The organism is Mesorhizobium sp. M2A.F.Ca.ET.046.03.2.1 (assembly GCF_003952425.1).
Taxonomy (GTDB): Bacteria; Pseudomonadota; Alphaproteobacteria; order Rhizobiales; family Rhizobiaceae; genus Mesorhizobium.
The window spans coordinates 7,267,051-7,280,852 of sequence record NZ_CP034449.1 but is presented as its reverse complement, the minus strand read 5'-3'; the positions used below and the strand labels follow the sequence as shown (position 1 = coordinate 7,280,852).

At 65.7% G+C, this 13,802-nt stretch carries 18 protein-coding genes; 8 read left to right on the top strand and 10 right to left on the bottom strand.

What is annotated here, in order from left to right:
• Positions 1-91: 91 nt before the first annotated feature.
• Together EJ072_RS35215 and EJ072_RS35210 are read right to left on the bottom strand one after the other, a co-directional pair.
• Entirely contained in the window at positions 92-877 is a 786-nt protein-coding gene (locus EJ072_RS35215; protein WP_126083350.1) for a DUF2270 domain-containing protein, read from the bottom strand.
• Positions 878-996: 119 nt separating this feature from the next.
• On the bottom strand, positions 997-1,203 hold the full coding sequence (locus EJ072_RS35210; RefSeq protein WP_126061490.1) for a hypothetical protein: 207 nt from the start codon (positions 1,201-1,203) through the stop codon (positions 997-999).
• 350 nt (positions 1,204-1,553) lie between these two features.
• On the opposite strand from EJ072_RS35210, the gene EJ072_RS35205 reads away from it, so the two are divergent.
• The 3 genes from EJ072_RS35205 to EJ072_RS35195 all read left to right on the top strand — a co-directional run bounded on the left by EJ072_RS35205 (position 1,554) and on the right by EJ072_RS35195 (position 4,834).
• The gene (locus EJ072_RS35205) at positions 1,554-3,848 is read left to right on the top strand and encodes a cation:proton antiporter (protein WP_189343387.1); all 2,295 of its coding nucleotides are present in this window, start codon (positions 1,554-1,556) and stop codon (positions 3,846-3,848) included.
• 62 nt (positions 3,849-3,910) lie between these two features.
• The gene (locus EJ072_RS35200) at positions 3,911-4,474 is read left to right on the top strand and encodes a GNAT family N-acetyltransferase (RefSeq protein ID WP_126083348.1); all 564 of its coding nucleotides are present in this window, start codon (positions 3,911-3,913) and stop codon (positions 4,472-4,474) included.
• A gap of 63 nt (positions 4,475-4,537) precedes the next feature.
• Positions 4,538-4,834, top strand: coding sequence for a DUF1330 domain-containing protein (locus EJ072_RS35195; protein WP_126083347.1), 297 nt, complete (start codon positions 4,538-4,540; stop codon positions 4,832-4,834).
• Between the two features lie 24 nt (positions 4,835-4,858).
• Here EJ072_RS35195 and EJ072_RS35190 read toward each other — a convergent pair whose 3' ends face one another.
• Positions 4,859-5,494 (bottom strand): ankyrin repeat domain-containing protein, encoded by a 636-nt coding sequence (locus tag EJ072_RS35190; protein WP_126083346.1) that lies wholly within the window; start codon positions 5,492-5,494, stop codon positions 4,859-4,861.
• A 202-nt stretch (positions 5,495-5,696) separates the two neighbouring features.
• Here EJ072_RS35190 and EJ072_RS35185 point away from each other — a divergent pair, with 202 nt between their 5' ends.
• Together EJ072_RS35185 and EJ072_RS35180 are read left to right on the top strand one after the other, a co-directional pair.
• On the top strand, positions 5,697-6,209 hold the full coding sequence (locus EJ072_RS35185; RefSeq protein ID WP_245467119.1) for a GNAT family N-acetyltransferase: 513 nt from the start codon (positions 5,697-5,699) through the stop codon (positions 6,207-6,209).
• A 33-nt stretch (positions 6,210-6,242) separates the two neighbouring features.
• Positions 6,243-6,539: a DUF1330 domain-containing protein gene (locus EJ072_RS35180; RefSeq protein WP_126083345.1), complete on the top strand. Its 297-nt coding sequence runs from the start codon at positions 6,243-6,245 to the stop codon at positions 6,537-6,539.
• A 24-nt stretch (positions 6,540-6,563) separates the two neighbouring features.
• Here EJ072_RS35180 and EJ072_RS35175 read toward each other — a convergent pair whose 3' ends face one another.
• The 3 genes from EJ072_RS35175 to EJ072_RS35170 form a co-directional block, all read right to left on the bottom strand.
• Positions 6,564-7,055 carry an ankyrin repeat domain-containing protein gene (locus EJ072_RS35175; RefSeq protein ID WP_281059892.1) on the bottom strand — a complete coding sequence of 164 codons (492 nt, stop codon included), beginning with the start codon at positions 7,053-7,055 and terminating at the stop codon, positions 6,564-6,566.
• Positions 7,056-7,100: 45 nt separating this feature from the next.
• Positions 7,101-7,232 carry a hypothetical protein gene (locus EJ072_RS37445; protein WP_281059893.1) on the bottom strand — a complete coding sequence of 44 codons (132 nt, stop codon included), beginning with the start codon at positions 7,230-7,232 and terminating at the stop codon, positions 7,101-7,103.
• A 231-nt stretch (positions 7,233-7,463) separates the two neighbouring features.
• Positions 7,464-8,696 carry a hypothetical protein gene (locus EJ072_RS35170; RefSeq protein ID WP_126083343.1) on the bottom strand — a complete coding sequence of 411 codons (1,233 nt, stop codon included), beginning with the start codon at positions 8,694-8,696 and terminating at the stop codon, positions 7,464-7,466.
• Positions 8,697-8,890: 194 nt separating this feature from the next.
• Between EJ072_RS35170 and EJ072_RS35165 the strand changes: the two genes are divergently transcribed.
• Positions 8,891-9,235 carry a hypothetical protein gene (locus EJ072_RS35165; RefSeq protein WP_126083342.1) on the top strand — a complete coding sequence of 115 codons (345 nt, stop codon included), beginning with the start codon at positions 8,891-8,893 and terminating at the stop codon, positions 9,233-9,235.
• Between the two features lie 86 nt (positions 9,236-9,321).
• Here EJ072_RS35165 and EJ072_RS35160 read toward each other — a convergent pair whose 3' ends face one another.
• The gene (locus EJ072_RS35160) at positions 9,322-10,530 is read right to left on the bottom strand and encodes an MFS transporter (RefSeq protein ID WP_126083341.1); all 1,209 of its coding nucleotides are present in this window, start codon (positions 10,528-10,530) and stop codon (positions 9,322-9,324) included.
• Positions 10,531-10,951: 421 nt separating this feature from the next.
• Between EJ072_RS35160 and EJ072_RS35150 the strand changes: the two genes are divergently transcribed.
• Positions 10,952-11,371 (top strand): VOC family protein, encoded by a 420-nt coding sequence (locus EJ072_RS35150; protein WP_126083339.1) that lies wholly within the window; start codon positions 10,952-10,954, stop codon positions 11,369-11,371.
• Positions 11,372-11,485: 114 nt separating this feature from the next.
• Here the strand turns inward: EJ072_RS35150 and EJ072_RS35145 are convergent, their stop codons facing one another.
• Positions 11,486-12,412: a hypothetical protein gene (locus EJ072_RS35145; RefSeq protein ID WP_245467117.1), complete on the bottom strand. Its 927-nt coding sequence runs from the start codon at positions 12,410-12,412 to the stop codon at positions 11,486-11,488.
• Between the two features lie 388 nt (positions 12,413-12,800).
• Here EJ072_RS35145 and EJ072_RS37220 point away from each other — a divergent pair, with 388 nt between their 5' ends.
• Positions 12,801-12,995 carry a hypothetical protein gene (locus EJ072_RS37220; RefSeq protein ID WP_245467116.1) on the top strand — a complete coding sequence of 65 codons (195 nt, stop codon included), beginning with the start codon at positions 12,801-12,803 and terminating at the stop codon, positions 12,993-12,995.
• 69 nt (positions 12,996-13,064) lie between these two features.
• Here the strand turns inward: EJ072_RS37220 and EJ072_RS35135 are convergent, their stop codons facing one another.
• Together EJ072_RS35135 and EJ072_RS35130 are read right to left on the bottom strand one after the other, a co-directional pair.
• A complete protein-coding gene (locus tag EJ072_RS35135; RefSeq protein ID WP_126083336.1) occupies positions 13,065-13,295 on the bottom strand; it encodes a hypothetical protein in 231 nt (76 codons plus the stop codon).
• A gap of 107 nt (positions 13,296-13,402) precedes the next feature.
• Positions 13,403-13,657: a DUF1127 domain-containing protein gene (locus tag EJ072_RS35130; protein WP_126083335.1), complete on the bottom strand. Its 255-nt coding sequence runs from the start codon at positions 13,655-13,657 to the stop codon at positions 13,403-13,405.
• Positions 13,658-13,802 lie beyond the last annotated feature (145 nt).

Genomic DNA, 13,802 nt, shown 5'->3' with positions numbered 1-13,802 from the left:
CGCCTGATGGTTGTCCCCGCACGCGATTTCACGGTGGTTTACTGGCAGGCAGGCATAGCTGAATCCGGGTAAACGTTCGGCGTTCAGCCGCTCACACATGCACGTCGCCGACCGACAGCTCGCCGTCATCGGCACGCACCAGCAAGGCGGCGGCAAGCAGCGCGAGATAGCAGACGGCCACCCCGCTTACCACGATGACGCCAGGGATGGGTCCCAGCGTCGCCACCCGGAACGTGTCGACCAGCGAGGCGCCGAAGCCGATCGGCGAGCCTTCGCGCGACAGGCTCGGCGTGGTGATCTTGAGGATCCAGGCAAGCAGCAGGATCGTGTACATGAAGATGTAGTTGCGGCGCAGCCGGCGTATCAGCGCCGCGCGCTGCGTGATCAGGAAACGCGGCGAGCGCAGGCCTTCGCCCAGGATGGCCAGCCAGTTGGAAGCGTAATCCGGCTGCGGCGAAAAGATCTGCGCGAAGTAGTAGCGCTCGAACTGCCGCACGCGGGCGCGGTAGACGTCGAAGAAACGGTAGCGCCGCGCCTCGATCCACAAAAGCAGCGTGATCAGGAGCATCGCGAACAAGAGCACGCCGTGATGCGCGCTGGGCGTCGACAGCGACACCGACAGCATCGCCGCCACCACGGTGATCGCCCAGTTGCTGGTGCGGTCGAGCCTGTCGCGCCAGCCCGCCATGCGCGCGATCTCGGCGCGGTGGAAATGCGACAGCGTGGTGGTGAATTCGGGAGAGCTGAGCTTCAGCGCCAGCGTGTCGGAAGCGCGGGGCGGTGCTGCCTTCTCGGTTGATCTTGCCGGCGCGTTCGCCTCGATGGATTTCGCGGCCCTGGCCGCGTCGGTGGATTTTGCGGCCTTCGTCTGGGACATCGTGCCATGCGCCTCCCGCCGCCATGGCCGGCCGTATCCGACTTAAACAGGCCGGCCACACCCCGTATAGCACAACGTGTGGCCGGCCCAAAATGTTCCCGCCTTTTCAGGCGGATAAGTCAGGATGCAAGCGGCGGAACGCCGCCATTCGCGCGCCGCGGAAAGGGCAGCACGTCGGCCACCGGCCTGGCATGCTGGGCCGCCGCCACCGCGTCGATCACAAGGTCGAGTGCCTGTAGCGCCGCGCGGCTCGTTTCATCATCGCCACGCAGGTAATGGCACGCCCGGTCGAGGTGCAGGTGGGCGGCGGCAAAGTCGCTTTTCATTAGCTTCTCCTTATTGCCCCGCCTTGGCCGCCAACATCGTCGAGTCGCTTTACCGCGAAGCAAAAATCGGCGCTGGCATTTGAATAGAATTGTAGGGAGCGTTTCCTCGCCCCGCAAAGCGGGGGAGAGGTGTCCGCGAAGCGGACGGAGAGGGGGTTCGTAGGGCGGAAGCCCTCCTCTTCGAACTGCTTTTGCCGGTCGAACCCGCGCTCCCCTCTCCGTCTCGGCTTCGCCGAGCCACCTCTCCCCCGCTTTGCGGGGGCGAGGAAACGCTCCCATCAGCCGTGCAACCGATCCGCGCGCCAGACCGTTAAGCCCAGGCGAGGAAATGAGGGGGCATCTTGTCCAACATGCTCAATCGGCGCCGGTCGCCGTCGGTCTGGATCGCGCTTGCAGCGGCGGCGCTCGCTTTGATGCCTGCCGTCGCCTTCGCCGCCGAGAAGACCGGCATGTCCTCGGAAGGCATCTTCGTCGCCGAGCTGATCCTGCTCCTGGTTGTCGGCCGCGGCATAGGCGAGGTGCTGGAAGCGCTGGGACAGCCGGCGGTGATGGGGCAATTGATCGGCGGCATCCTGCTCGGACCCTCGCTGCTCGGCTGGGTCTGGCCGGCGGCCGAGCGGCTGGTCTTCGCCGGCGATCCGACGCACAAATCGATGATCAACGCCGTCGCTCAGCTCGGCGTTCTGATGCTGCTTCTGCTCACCGGCATGGAGACGGATCTGAGGCTCGTGCGCCGGGTCGGCCGCGCCTGCTTTTCCATCTCGGCCGCCGGCGTTGCCGTGCCCTTCGCGCTCGGTTTCATCGCTGCCCAGTTCATGCCCGAGACACTGCTCGCCGCCGGCGGCGAGCGCATCGTCGCCGGGCTGTTCCTCGGCACTGCGCTCTCCATCTCCTCGGTCAAGATCGTCGCCATGGTGGTGCGCGACATGAACTTCATGCGCCGCGACCTCGGCCAGATCATCGTCTCCTCGGCGATCATCGAGGACACGATCGGCTGGGTGGTCGTCGCCATCACCATCGGCATCGCCACCAAGGGGCGGATCGAGATCGCCAGCCTGGCCTTCACCGTCGCCGGCGTCGCCCTCTTCATGGCGTTTTCCTTCACGCTGGGCCGCCGCATCGTCTTCGACGCCATCCGCTGGACCAACGACACCTTCCGCTCGGAATATGCGGTGGTCACCGTCATCCTCGCCATTATGGGGGTGATGGCCCTGATCACCGACCTGATCGGCGTGCACACCGTGCTCGGCGCTTTCGTTGCCGGCATATTGGTGGGTGAATCGCCGATCCTGTCTCGCCACATCGAAGGGCAGCTGCGAGGAATTATCACGGCGCTTTTCATGCCGGTGTTCTTCGGCGTCGCCGGCCTGTCGGCCGATCTCACCGTGCTGGTCGATCCGCAACTGGCGCTGCTCACCGTGGCTCTGGTGGTGATCGCCTCGATCGGCAAGTTCGGCGGCGCTTTCATCGGCGCCGAGGTGGCCGGCATGAGCCGCGCCGAAGGCATCGCGGTCGGCTGCGGCATGAACGCGCGGGGTTCCACGGAGGTCATCGTCGCCTCGATCGGCCTGTCGATGGGCGTGCTCTCGCACAACCTCTTTACCATGATCCTCACCATGGCCGTCATCACCACGCTGGCGATGCCGCCGACCTTGCGCTGGGCGCTGCGGCGCCTGCCGATCGGCGAGAAGGAGAAGAAGCGCCTGGAGCGCGAGGAGATCGATCAGCGCGGCTTCGTCGCCAATCTGGAGCGGCTTCTGGTCGTGGTCGACGAGGGCGTCGTCGGCCGCTTCGCCGCCTACCTTGCCGGCGTCATCGGCGCCGGCAAGCCGACGACGGTGCTGCATTCGAGCGGCGAGACCGATGCCGAGCCGACCGAGGGCCTGCATCTGGAGGAAATCGAGAAGGGCGCCGAGGACAGCCGCGAGGCGACAAGGGAGGGCGACGAGGAGCCGATGCGCGAAGCGCCGGTCACCCGCCGCCAGCATGAGGTGCTTTCCGCCGAGGCGGTCGCCAGCGAGGCGCGCAAGGGCTACGGCATGCTGCTTGTCGGCCTCGGCCGCGCCGTCACTGCCAAGGGCGGCTTCTCGCACCGGCTGAACGAAGTCGCCGGCGCCTTCGACGGGCCGCTCTGCCTGGTGCTGAAGCCGGCGAGCGCCGGTCGCCAGATGCCGAAACTCGATCCCGGATCGGGCAAGATACTGGTGCCGGTCAACGGCACGGCGGTTGCCCGCCGGGGCGCCGAGCTGGCGCTCGCGATAGCGGCGGTTACCGGCGCGCCGGTCAAGATGCTCTATGTCGCGCGCGGCGGCCGCGACGAGCCGCGCGACACCGTCTCGCATCGCCGCCGCGAGGCGGTTTTGAAGGACATCGTCGCGCTCGCAGACCGCTACGGCGTCGAGATCGAGACCGCCATCAGAAGCCGGGCCGCGGCCGCCGACGCCATCGCCCGCCAGGCCGGCCGCAACGTGTCGCTGATCGTCATGGGCGTATCGCGGCGGCAGGGCGAGGAACTCATCTTCGGCGAGACGACGACGGCCGTCCTGCGGCGCGGCCCGTGTCCGGTGGTGCTGATCTCCGACGAGCGGGTGCAACGCGACGAGAGTGAGCGCGAGGCCGTGCGCACGGGGGCGGGGACCGGGTGAAGGGAGAGCCCTCGCTTCAAAGTCGGCCTGGATCGGTTATCTTGCTGCGCAAGGAGGCGTTGATGAGCTTCAGCACAAAACCTCTCGACATGGCCACCTGGCCGGATTTTGCCGCGCTGGTCGAGCGGCACAATGGCGTTTGGTGCGGCTGCTGGTGCATGGCGTTCCACGCCAAGGGTTCGGGCGCGGTGGGCAATCGCGAGGCAAAGGAGGCGCGGGTGCGCGAAGGCAGCACGCATGCCGCGCTCGTCTTCGATGGTTCGGCTTGTGTCGGCTGGTGCCAGTTCGGGCCGACCGGCGAACTGCCGCGCATCAAGCACCGGCGCGCATACGAGGATGGGCAGGCGGTGTTGCCCGACTGGCGCATCACCTGCTTCTTCTCCGACAAGGCCTTTCGCGGCAAGGGCGTGGCCGCGGCAGCCCTTGCCGGCGCACTGGCCGAGATCGGTCGTCTCGGCGGTGGCACGGTGGAAAGCTATCCTGAGGACGCACAAGGGCGCACCGTCGCCGGCGCCTTCCTGCACAACGGCACGCTGGCGATGTTCGAGCGCCAAGGTTTCAGCCGCAATCGCCAGATCGGTAAGCACCGCTGGGTGGTTGAGAAGAGAGTGGCGGCGCGGGGTTGAAGCATATATATGATTATTTGCTAATATATACTGGGAAGGAACGATCAGAACGGGAGAACGACGATGGCCGCCTATCTGATTGCCGATGTCGATATCACCGACATGGCCATGTTCGACGAGTACAGACGCGAAGTCCCGGCGACCGAGGCCCGCTATGGCGGGCACTATCTGGCGCGGGGCGGTGCGACGCGGGTGCTTGAAGGCGACTGGGAGCCGCACCGTCTGGTCATTATCGAGTTTCCCGACATGGCCGCGATCACCGCGTGGTACGACTCGCCGGAGTATGAGAGGCTGAAGCAAATCCGTTTCCGCTGCGCCCACACACGCATCATCGCCCTCGAAGGAGTGGCTCCTGCCTGACGGTCCAAGGCTGACGGCTGCGGTTCACTTGCCTTCGAAGAACCTGTGGATCGCTTCGTCCAGCTGCTCGATGAGTTCGGCGTTGCGGGTGCTGCCGGCCCAGATCAGCGCGTTGAGCCGCATGTCCTTGTTGAGGAAGTTCACCTTCCTGGTCTCGAGCAGATACTGCGCAACCGCGAAGTGCCGCCCCTTGATGGCTTCGATGAGGGCGCTGTTTCGCCCTGTCTTGTCGGCCGCATTGACGTCCGCGCCATGCTCGACCAGCAGCGTGACGGCATCGAGATGCCCGTTCCGTGCCGCTTCGATCAACGCCGTGCGGCCATAATAGTCGGCGCGCGCGTCGATATCGATCTGAGGGTGTCGCACCAGCGCCTGGATGCAGTCGTAGTGACCCTTGGCCGCGGCCAGGCTCAAAGGCGTGCTCTTCCATTTGTTCCTGGAATTGACGTCGATCGCCGGCCGCGCGATCAAGGCTTCGAGCACTGCCATGCGGGCATTGTGGGCGGCAAGATGCAGCGCAGACCAGCCGCCTTCGTCGGTCTGGTTGATGTCCGCCCCCGCCGCGAGTTCGGCACGTACGGTCTCGGCGTCGCCTTTCTCGGCTGCGACCAGCAGGTCGGACCAATTTCTGGCGTCTTCGGCTTCCAAGCTTGCCGTCACTGCAATGTTCCCCGGAACATGGTTCGTACCGGCAGCAGGCCGGCAGTTATCAGTTTGCGGCTTCCCCGGCTGAAGGTTCCACAGTAACCGGCATCGGGCAAATGGATTTTCGCGCTAGCCAACGCGTGGCTCCGCTCGGCATTGATTTGAGTGGATGCTAATATAACATAGCCCCTTTCCAAAGGAGCTTGGCATTCCGCGAATGGCCGGCCAGGAGTTGCAGTACCGGACAGCGACCCGCGACGACATCGAACGGATTTCGGCGCTGATGGGGCTGGCGATCGCCGAGCTGCAAAAACCCTTCCTCGATGACGCCCAGATCGAATCCAGCCGCGCCATCATGGGCCTCGACACCCAGCTCATCGATGACGGAACCTACTTTGTCGTGACCTGCGCGGGAGCGCTCGCCGGCTGCGGTGGCTGGAGCAGGCGCTCGACCATGTACGGCGGCGACAAGACGCCCGGGCGCAGCGCGGCATTGCTCGATCCCGCCAGGGACGCCGCGCGCGTCAGGGCGATGTACACGCATCCCGATTTCGTGCGGCGCGGCGTTGGCCGCCTCATCCTGTCCCTTTGCGAGGAACGCGGAAGGAAGGCTTCCGGCGTGTCGAGCTCGGCGCGACTATGGCCGGAGAGCCGCTCTACCGGGCATGCGGCTACCAGCCGGGCAAGAGGATCTTCGACGACACCGGCGGCGCGCCGGTGCCGATCGTGATGATGTGGAAGACGATCTGAGAGGGAGAGCTCGATGGCCGCTTATCTGATTGCAGACGTCGATGTCACTGACATGGCCATGTTCGACGAGTACCGGCGGGAGGTGCCGGCAACCGAGGCTCGCTATGGCGGGCATTATCTCGCGCGCGGCGGCACGACGCGAGTGCTCGAGGGCGACTGGGAGCCGCACCGCCTGGTCATAATCGAGTTTCCCGACATGGCCGCGATCACCGCGTGGTACGACTCACCGGAGTATGAGAGGCTGAAGCAAATCCGTTTCCGCTGCGCCCACACACGCATCATCGCCCTCGAAGGGGTGGCTCCTGCCTGACGGTCCAAGGCCGACGGCTGCGGTTCACTTGCCTTCGAAGAAGCTGTGGATCGCTGCGTCCAGCTGCTCGATGAGTTCGGCGTTGCGGGCGCTGCCGGCCCAGATCAGCGCGTTGAGCCGCATGTCCTTGTTGAGGAAGTTCACCTTCCCGGTATCGAGCAGATACTGCGCAACCGCGAAGTGCCGCCCCTTGATGGCTTCGATGAGGGCGCTGTTTCGCCCTGTCTTGTCGGCCGCATTGACGTCCGCGCCATGCTCGACCAGGAGCGTGACGGCATCGAGATGCCAGTTCCCTGCCGCTTCGATCAACGCCGTGCGGCCATTGTAGTCGGCGCGCGCGTCGATATCGATCTGAGGGTGTCGCACCAGCGCCTGGATGCAGTCGTAGTGACCGCCGTCGGCTTCCAGCCTGCGGCCACTGTGATGCCCTCCGGACCACGGATCGCGCCGGCATGGAGCCGGCCATTCAGATGCGGCGTCTTGGCTCAGAGTTCCACATTCGCCATCGTCCCGCAAATGGATTTCGCGCGATGGGCCGGCCCCGCAGCTTGGGACCGCCGGTCATGCGCTCACGCCATCTGCAGCTTCAGCCGGCTGCGGCGGGAAGGCGATCGCGATGCCCGCGGCGCCGAGCCCGAGCAGAGCCGAGCCGATGGACGGCCAGTGGTAGCTGGCATAGGCGTCGTAGGTCATGCCGTCCTGCGACACGGCTCGAGCCCGATGGTGCTGATCTCCGACAAGCGGGTGAAACGCGACGAGAGCGAGCGCGAGGCCGTGCCAGCGGGCAGGCGGACGTATGGCCGTCGGAGCGGTGTCTTCAGCTTGCCGATCGCCGACGTTTGGTACGGGGCTGCGGGGCCTTTGGGGGAGGACCTTCCTGCGCCAGGGGAGGCGCCTTGACGGCAAGCTCCTGGTTCTCCAGGATCACCACGGCCGGCTCGTCTTCAGCCTCCTCGGCCCGTCGGGTTTCGCGGCGGCGGTGTTCAGGCGTCCCTGCCATGCGCGCGCCCCCGTCCAGTTCTCGATGGCCAGCCATGTCGACAGGACGAAGCTGATCGTGAGCGCGGCGATGAACCATTTCTGCGAATTGATCAGCGCCGGATCGTACCAGTGCTTGTCGAGAAGTTCCTGCGGCTCGACATAGGTGACATCGGTCGCCATGCCGGCGGCCACGATAGGCAGCGCCCAAAGCGCGGCGACGAAGCCGAATGAGGACCAGCCCAGGAACTGGCTGAACCAGAAGGCGCTTTCGGCGGGATCCTTGTCGGAAAGCGTGCGGGCCCAACGCGCCTGGCCGAGCATCATCGCGAGCATGACGATGATGACGATCGGGCCGATGTTGAGCACGCCGGCGATGCCGAGCTTAGCGCCAAGCACATCGCCGGTCTCTTCGGCGGTTTCGCCTGTCGCCAGCGTGGCGAGCTTGTCGCGCGCTATCGAGCGCGGCAGGAGCGCGATATCCTGCGGTATCTGCACGCCGTCGGACAACAGCCCGAGCTGCTTCTGCGCCCTGACGTAGAAATTGAGCCACAAGGGCGTCACATCCTGCGCCGTCGCCGCCGAACAGCCGATGCTGGCGACGAGGCTGGAGCGCCGCTGTTGCTCCCAGCTTTCCGAGCGGAAGACAAGATCGCAGAGCCCTGTCTTCGGGTCCGGCTCGCCAATCTCGACCGTCAGGTCCTTCGCGGCGATCAGGCCGTTCCAGGCCGGCATGTTTTGCGCGTCGTCCACGAACTTGGCGAATTGCGCGGGATTGAGTGTAAGCACCGTGTAGGACACTGCCGGCCAGTTGGAATTGGCGAGCCCGTTGAGCTCCAGCATCGTCAGGTCCGGGCTGGTCAGACGAATCGAGGTGGTTTGCCCATTTGCGCTGGCGGCAAGCATTTCCGGCACGAATCCCATGGCCTTCAAGGCCTCCGCCTCCGCGGCGGGCGCCTTGGCGAAGGCGGGCGCAAGCTGCGCGCGATAAACCTGCGTTGCGTTGGCCCCGATGTCGCCAATCAACTCGTCATAGAGCCGATTGAGCCGGTTCAGCCCCTCGAGCACGCGCGAATAGCGGAAAGGCGGGTGATAGGACACCGCGGTCGCGATCACCGTCGCGGCGAGCAGCAGCAGCACCCGCGAAAGCGTTTGAAGGCTGTCCAGCGTCTTTGCCATGTGGATGTCTCCGGATGGCGTGACCGGCACGACGTTAGGCCTGGCGGGATGCGGGAGCCAGACCTTCCGGCCGGATCATGCCGGTAACCTTTCGAAAGTCTAAGCGCACTTTTAAGTTGCGCATGTGAACAGCCTCACATGCCGATTGCGCTTTCCCTTCTATGCCGCATTCGGGCTGGCTTGGAGACGCACGAATGACGCTTGGCGATCTGTCCTTCTGTCTGTTCACCCTGTTCAACGGCCTGCGCGTCGTCTCTTACCTGCCGCAGATCCTGCGCGTGGCGCGCGACGAGAACGGCGCTTCGGCGATTTCCTACACGACCTGGCTGCTGTGGACGGGCGCCAACGCCACCACCGGCCTCTATGCCGGCGTCAATCTCGACGACCCGATGCTGGCCGCGATCAACTGGCTGAATGCCGTCTGCTGCGCGCTGGTTATCGTGCTGACGGCCTGGAAGCGGCGGGCGAGGGCGGTCGACACCGTGTCCGCGGATGGTTCCGCTCACACGCCGGTGATGATGGACAATCTGTCGGCCTGAACGCGCCGCCTGGTGAGTGCTCGAGCTTCAGCGGGTATCGGTTGCAGCGGCCGCCCGCTCTTCGGGCGGCCGCGTTCTTACCGGCGTCACGCCATCTGCAGCTTCTGCCGGCTCGGCTGCGGCGGGAAGGCGATGGCGATGCCGGCGGCGCCCAGCCCGATCAGCGCGGAACCGATGAACAGCCAGTGGTAGCTGGCAGTGGCGTCGTAGATCATGCCGCCGGCGAGCGGTCCGAGCGACATGCCGAGGCTGGACAGCAGCGTCGCCGCGCCAAGCACCGTGCCGATGATGCGCAGGCCGAAATATTCGCGCGCCAGCACCGCGTAGAGCGGCATCACGCCACCATAGGTGGCGCCGAAGATGACGGCCAGGAGGTAGAACTGCTCGATCCGGCCGACGGCGAGGTAGGCGGCGATCACCAGCCCCTGGATCGCGAGCCCGGCGACCAGCACCGGTTTCACGCCCAGCCGGTCGCCGAGCACGCCGTAGAGCACGCGTCCGCCAAGGCCGGCCAGGCCCTCGACGCTGTAGATCGACACGGCCGCCATCGGCGCGATACCGCAGGACATGGCATAGCTCACCATGTGGAAGATCGGGCCCGAATGAGCCGCGCAGCAGGCGAAGAAAGTGAGCCCCAGCACGATGAATTGCGGCGAGCGCAGCGCCTGGCCGACGCTCATGCCGGGACCGTCGGCGGCGGGCGCCGACGTGCCGTCGCTTGCCGCGACCGCCGCCGGCGGCTGGCGCACCAGCAAGACGGCGGGCAAAAGCAGCACCCAGGCCATGACGCCGATATCGAACATGGCGGTGCGCCAGTCATAGGCGGTGATCAGCCAACGCGCGAAGGGCGAGATGGTCATCGGCGCCACGCCCATGCCGGCCGAGACCAGCGACACGGCAAGGCTTCGGTTGGTGTCGAACCAGGCTGTGGTGAGCGCGATCATCGGCGCGAAGAAGGCGCTGGCGGCCAGGCCTACGATGATGCCGTAGCTGAGCTGGAAGACGATGAGCGAATTGGCGCGGCTCGCCACCACCAGCGACAGGCCGAGCAGCACGGCGCCCGCAAGCACCACGGGCCGCGCGCCGACCCGGTCATAGATCGCGCCCCAGGCGAAGCCACCGAGGCCCATCACAAGGAAGTTCAAGGTCATGGCGCTGGAAATGCCGGTGCGCGACCAGTTCGTGTCGAGCGACATCGGCTCCAGGAAGATCGCCAGCGAGAACATGGCGCCGAGCGCCACACAGGTCATCAGCGCGCCGGCCGCGACGATGACCCAACGATAGGAATGGTTCATGGTTCTTCTCCATGCCGTAAGGCATCCTGTTTGATGCGGCACGGTTTTTCCAGTCCACCGGGCCGCTTGCGTCCGAAGGACGCCGAAGCGGGAGCCAATCCTACAAATCCGGTTGCATTTTTTATCTGGTTTTTTGCTATCGATTATTGGACTGCTGGAAAGGCCGCGTTCCTTCGCCCCCCTCTGTCCTGCCGGACATCTCCCCCACGACGGGGGAGATTGGCAGTTCCCGTGCTGGCGCTTTTCCCCCGGCGTTGGCGATTGGCGAAAGGCCGCGTGAAGGCTGATCTCCCCCCAAGTGGGGGAGATGCCCGGTAGGGCATAGGGGGGCGCTGTCCCGCCGGCCTCTCGAACTGTCAGCAGTCTTGACCACGCACCGGGCCCTTCTAGATTGAGCCGCAGCAACCAGCAGGAGCCCCCCATGGAACTCTATCGCGGCCGGCTCATCGACCACATCCAGCTCGTGGTGCGCGACCTTGCGGCCAGCCGGCGTTTCTATGGCGCCCTGTTCGAGGTGCTGGGCATCCCGATCGGCGGCGAGGCGCAGGATTATTTCTGGGCCGACGAATTGTTCGTCTCCAGCGCCGACAGCCGCGCCGCGCTCGGCGTGCTCACCGGCCGCCATCATCTGGCTTTCCAGGCGAAGGACCGCGCCATGGTCGATGCCTTCTACCAGGCCGGGCTCGCCGCCGGCGGCAAGGACAATGGCGCGCCGGGCGAGCGCCATTACCATCCCGGCTACTATGCCTGCTTCCTGCTCGACCCCGACGGCAACAACATCGAGGCGGTCTTCCATGGCGAGGCCAGCCGAAGCGCCGCGGCGGTCGAGATCAGTTTCTAGCCGGACATGCTTAAAGCATGTCTCCCGAAAGTGGGAACCGGTTTCGGGATAAAGACATGCGTAAAATCAAAGACCTAAAGCGCATGGAGCGAATCCCAAGGATCGCGACGCGCTTTAGATGGCCGTGTCCCAGCCGGCGAGTTCGAGCCCGCGACGCAGTCGTTCGCGGTCCTCTTCGCGTTCCATGCGCATGTCCTGGACGATCTGGGCGATGGTGAGGTCTGGCTCCAGGGCGCGACCTTCGATGACGCAGGCCAGCGCCTTCCCGTGGTCGCTGGCAAATGCGTGGCATGCGGCCAGCCGCGCCCATTGCCAGGCGCTCTTGCGGGGCAGACAAGAGAAGGACGCGGCCGCTTCCTGATACCGCCCGAGCGCCAGCAGAGCTTCGCCTCGATCGTAATAGTACCAGGTCGGATGCATGGGATTGAGCTGGACGGCCTTGTCGAGCAGCGCGAGCCCAACCTCGCCGTCGCCGCGCAGCGCCCGGAAGAAGCCGGTTTGGGCGAGCGTGTCTGCATCGTAGGGATTGAGATCCAGCGCGCGGGCGAAGTGCTTCTCGACCGCGTCGTATTCGTCGCGGCCGCGATAGAGAAGCGTCAGCGCCAGCATGCGGTGGCAGCGCGCCTCGTCCGGGCTGAGCGCGATCGCATGCAGCGCCCGGTCGCGCGCCTGGTCGAGCACGGCGCGCGGCGCGTCGTTATAGCCGCCGATAATCACTTCGGCGAGGGCCAAATAGGCATGCGCCAGCCCTGATTGGGGATCGAGCTCGATCGCCTTGAGGAAATGCGCGCGAGCCGCCTGGTTGATCCCTTCGCCATAGCTGCGCAGCAATTCCTTGCCGCGCAGGAAATGCAGATAGGCTTCGACATTGGCGGCGGGCGCGGGCAGGCCGCGCCGCATCACCGCGCTTTCGATGTTGGCGACCAGCGCCGTCACGATCCGCTGCGCCACCATCGTCTGGAAAGCGAAGATATCGGCCGTGGCAAAAGTGAAGCTCTGCGACCAGACGCGCCGGCCCGATGCCGTCTCGGTCAGAACCACGCGCGCCGTATTCCGTCCCGGCGGTTTCGACGCGGCCTTCGGTGATATAGTCCGCGCCGAGCCGCTCCGCCGTCGCCCGGATGTCCTCGCGCGAATGCTCTGCCAGGGCGAAGGCGGAATGGCGCGCCAGCACGGCGACGGTCTTGAAGTATGAAAGCGCGTTGGTGATTTCCTCGACCGCGCCGTCGAACAATGCCTTGGCGGTGGCGTCGGCGGGGTCCACATCAAACGGCAGCACCGCCACCGTAGGCTCCGCCCGCGCCGCGGCCGCCGCCGGCGGCTGCGCGGCCTCGGTCTCGGGAAGCTGGAAGAGGTAGCCCCGGCGCGGCACCGTGCGGATCAGCGCCTGCGCCTCGTCGCCAATCGATTTGCGCGCGTCGCGGATCGATTGCGTGAGCGAGTCCTCGGTGACGATGATGCCCGGCCAGACGGCCTGCAACAGCTCGTCCTTGCTCAGCACCCGTCCGGGATTGCGCGTCAGGAAGGCGAGCAGTTCCAGGGTTTTTGGCCGGACGGGCACAATCTCGCCGTCGCGCCGGAGCGTACCCCGGTCAAGATCGAGAACAGCGCCGCCAATCCGTAGCGCCAAGCCCTTGCCCCATCGACACGCCTGATTGCGCGGGGTTCATTGGGAGGGCAAATCCCGGCAAGGTCAAGCCCGAAACATGCCGAGCAGGCCAAGCCACGAACGGCGGCGCGCGGCGTTCGGCTCGACGCGAGCCTCGCCAGGCGCGGTCTCGTTGGGCGGCAGCAGGTATAGCCAGGCCAGCATCTCGTTGGCCTCGCCGCAGCAGGGTCCCGCGATGCCCGCGGAAAGCATGCTCAGCGCTTCACCCCGCGACAGCGACGTCGGTGCAAATGATATGTCAGTCCTCGCATGCATGATTGACCTCCGTGGCTGGCGTCATGTGCTGCCATGAACGCCATCATCGTCCCGAGGGCGTCCGTTTGTCCTGAAACAATCCTGATTTTTCGCTGAATCCGTCCGGCCTAGCGGCGCCACAAGGGCTTGGCGAGTTCGTCGCGCACCTGGTCCATCGTCAGGCCGATATCGCCGATGAGATGCGGCGTCTCGCGCGCCCTGATCGCAAGCTCGTGACGAAACCGCGCCCGCTCGCCCCATGCCGACAGCAGGTCGAACAGGCCGGGCCGCTGCTCGGCCGCGTGGGCGTCCGTCAGCGGTTCGCTGAGATGGAGCCGCACGGCGTCACGGAATTCGGATATGGTGTCGAGCATCGTTTTCATGGTCGGCTCCCTCGTTTGAACGCTGCCCCATGGATAAGGGCATGCGGGGAGCCTGAACCTTCGCCATGCGCCGAACCATCGGCCGCATGCAGTGTTTTGGGTCCTGCATTTGTAGTATTTTGATGGTTCTACGGTTGATCGCATC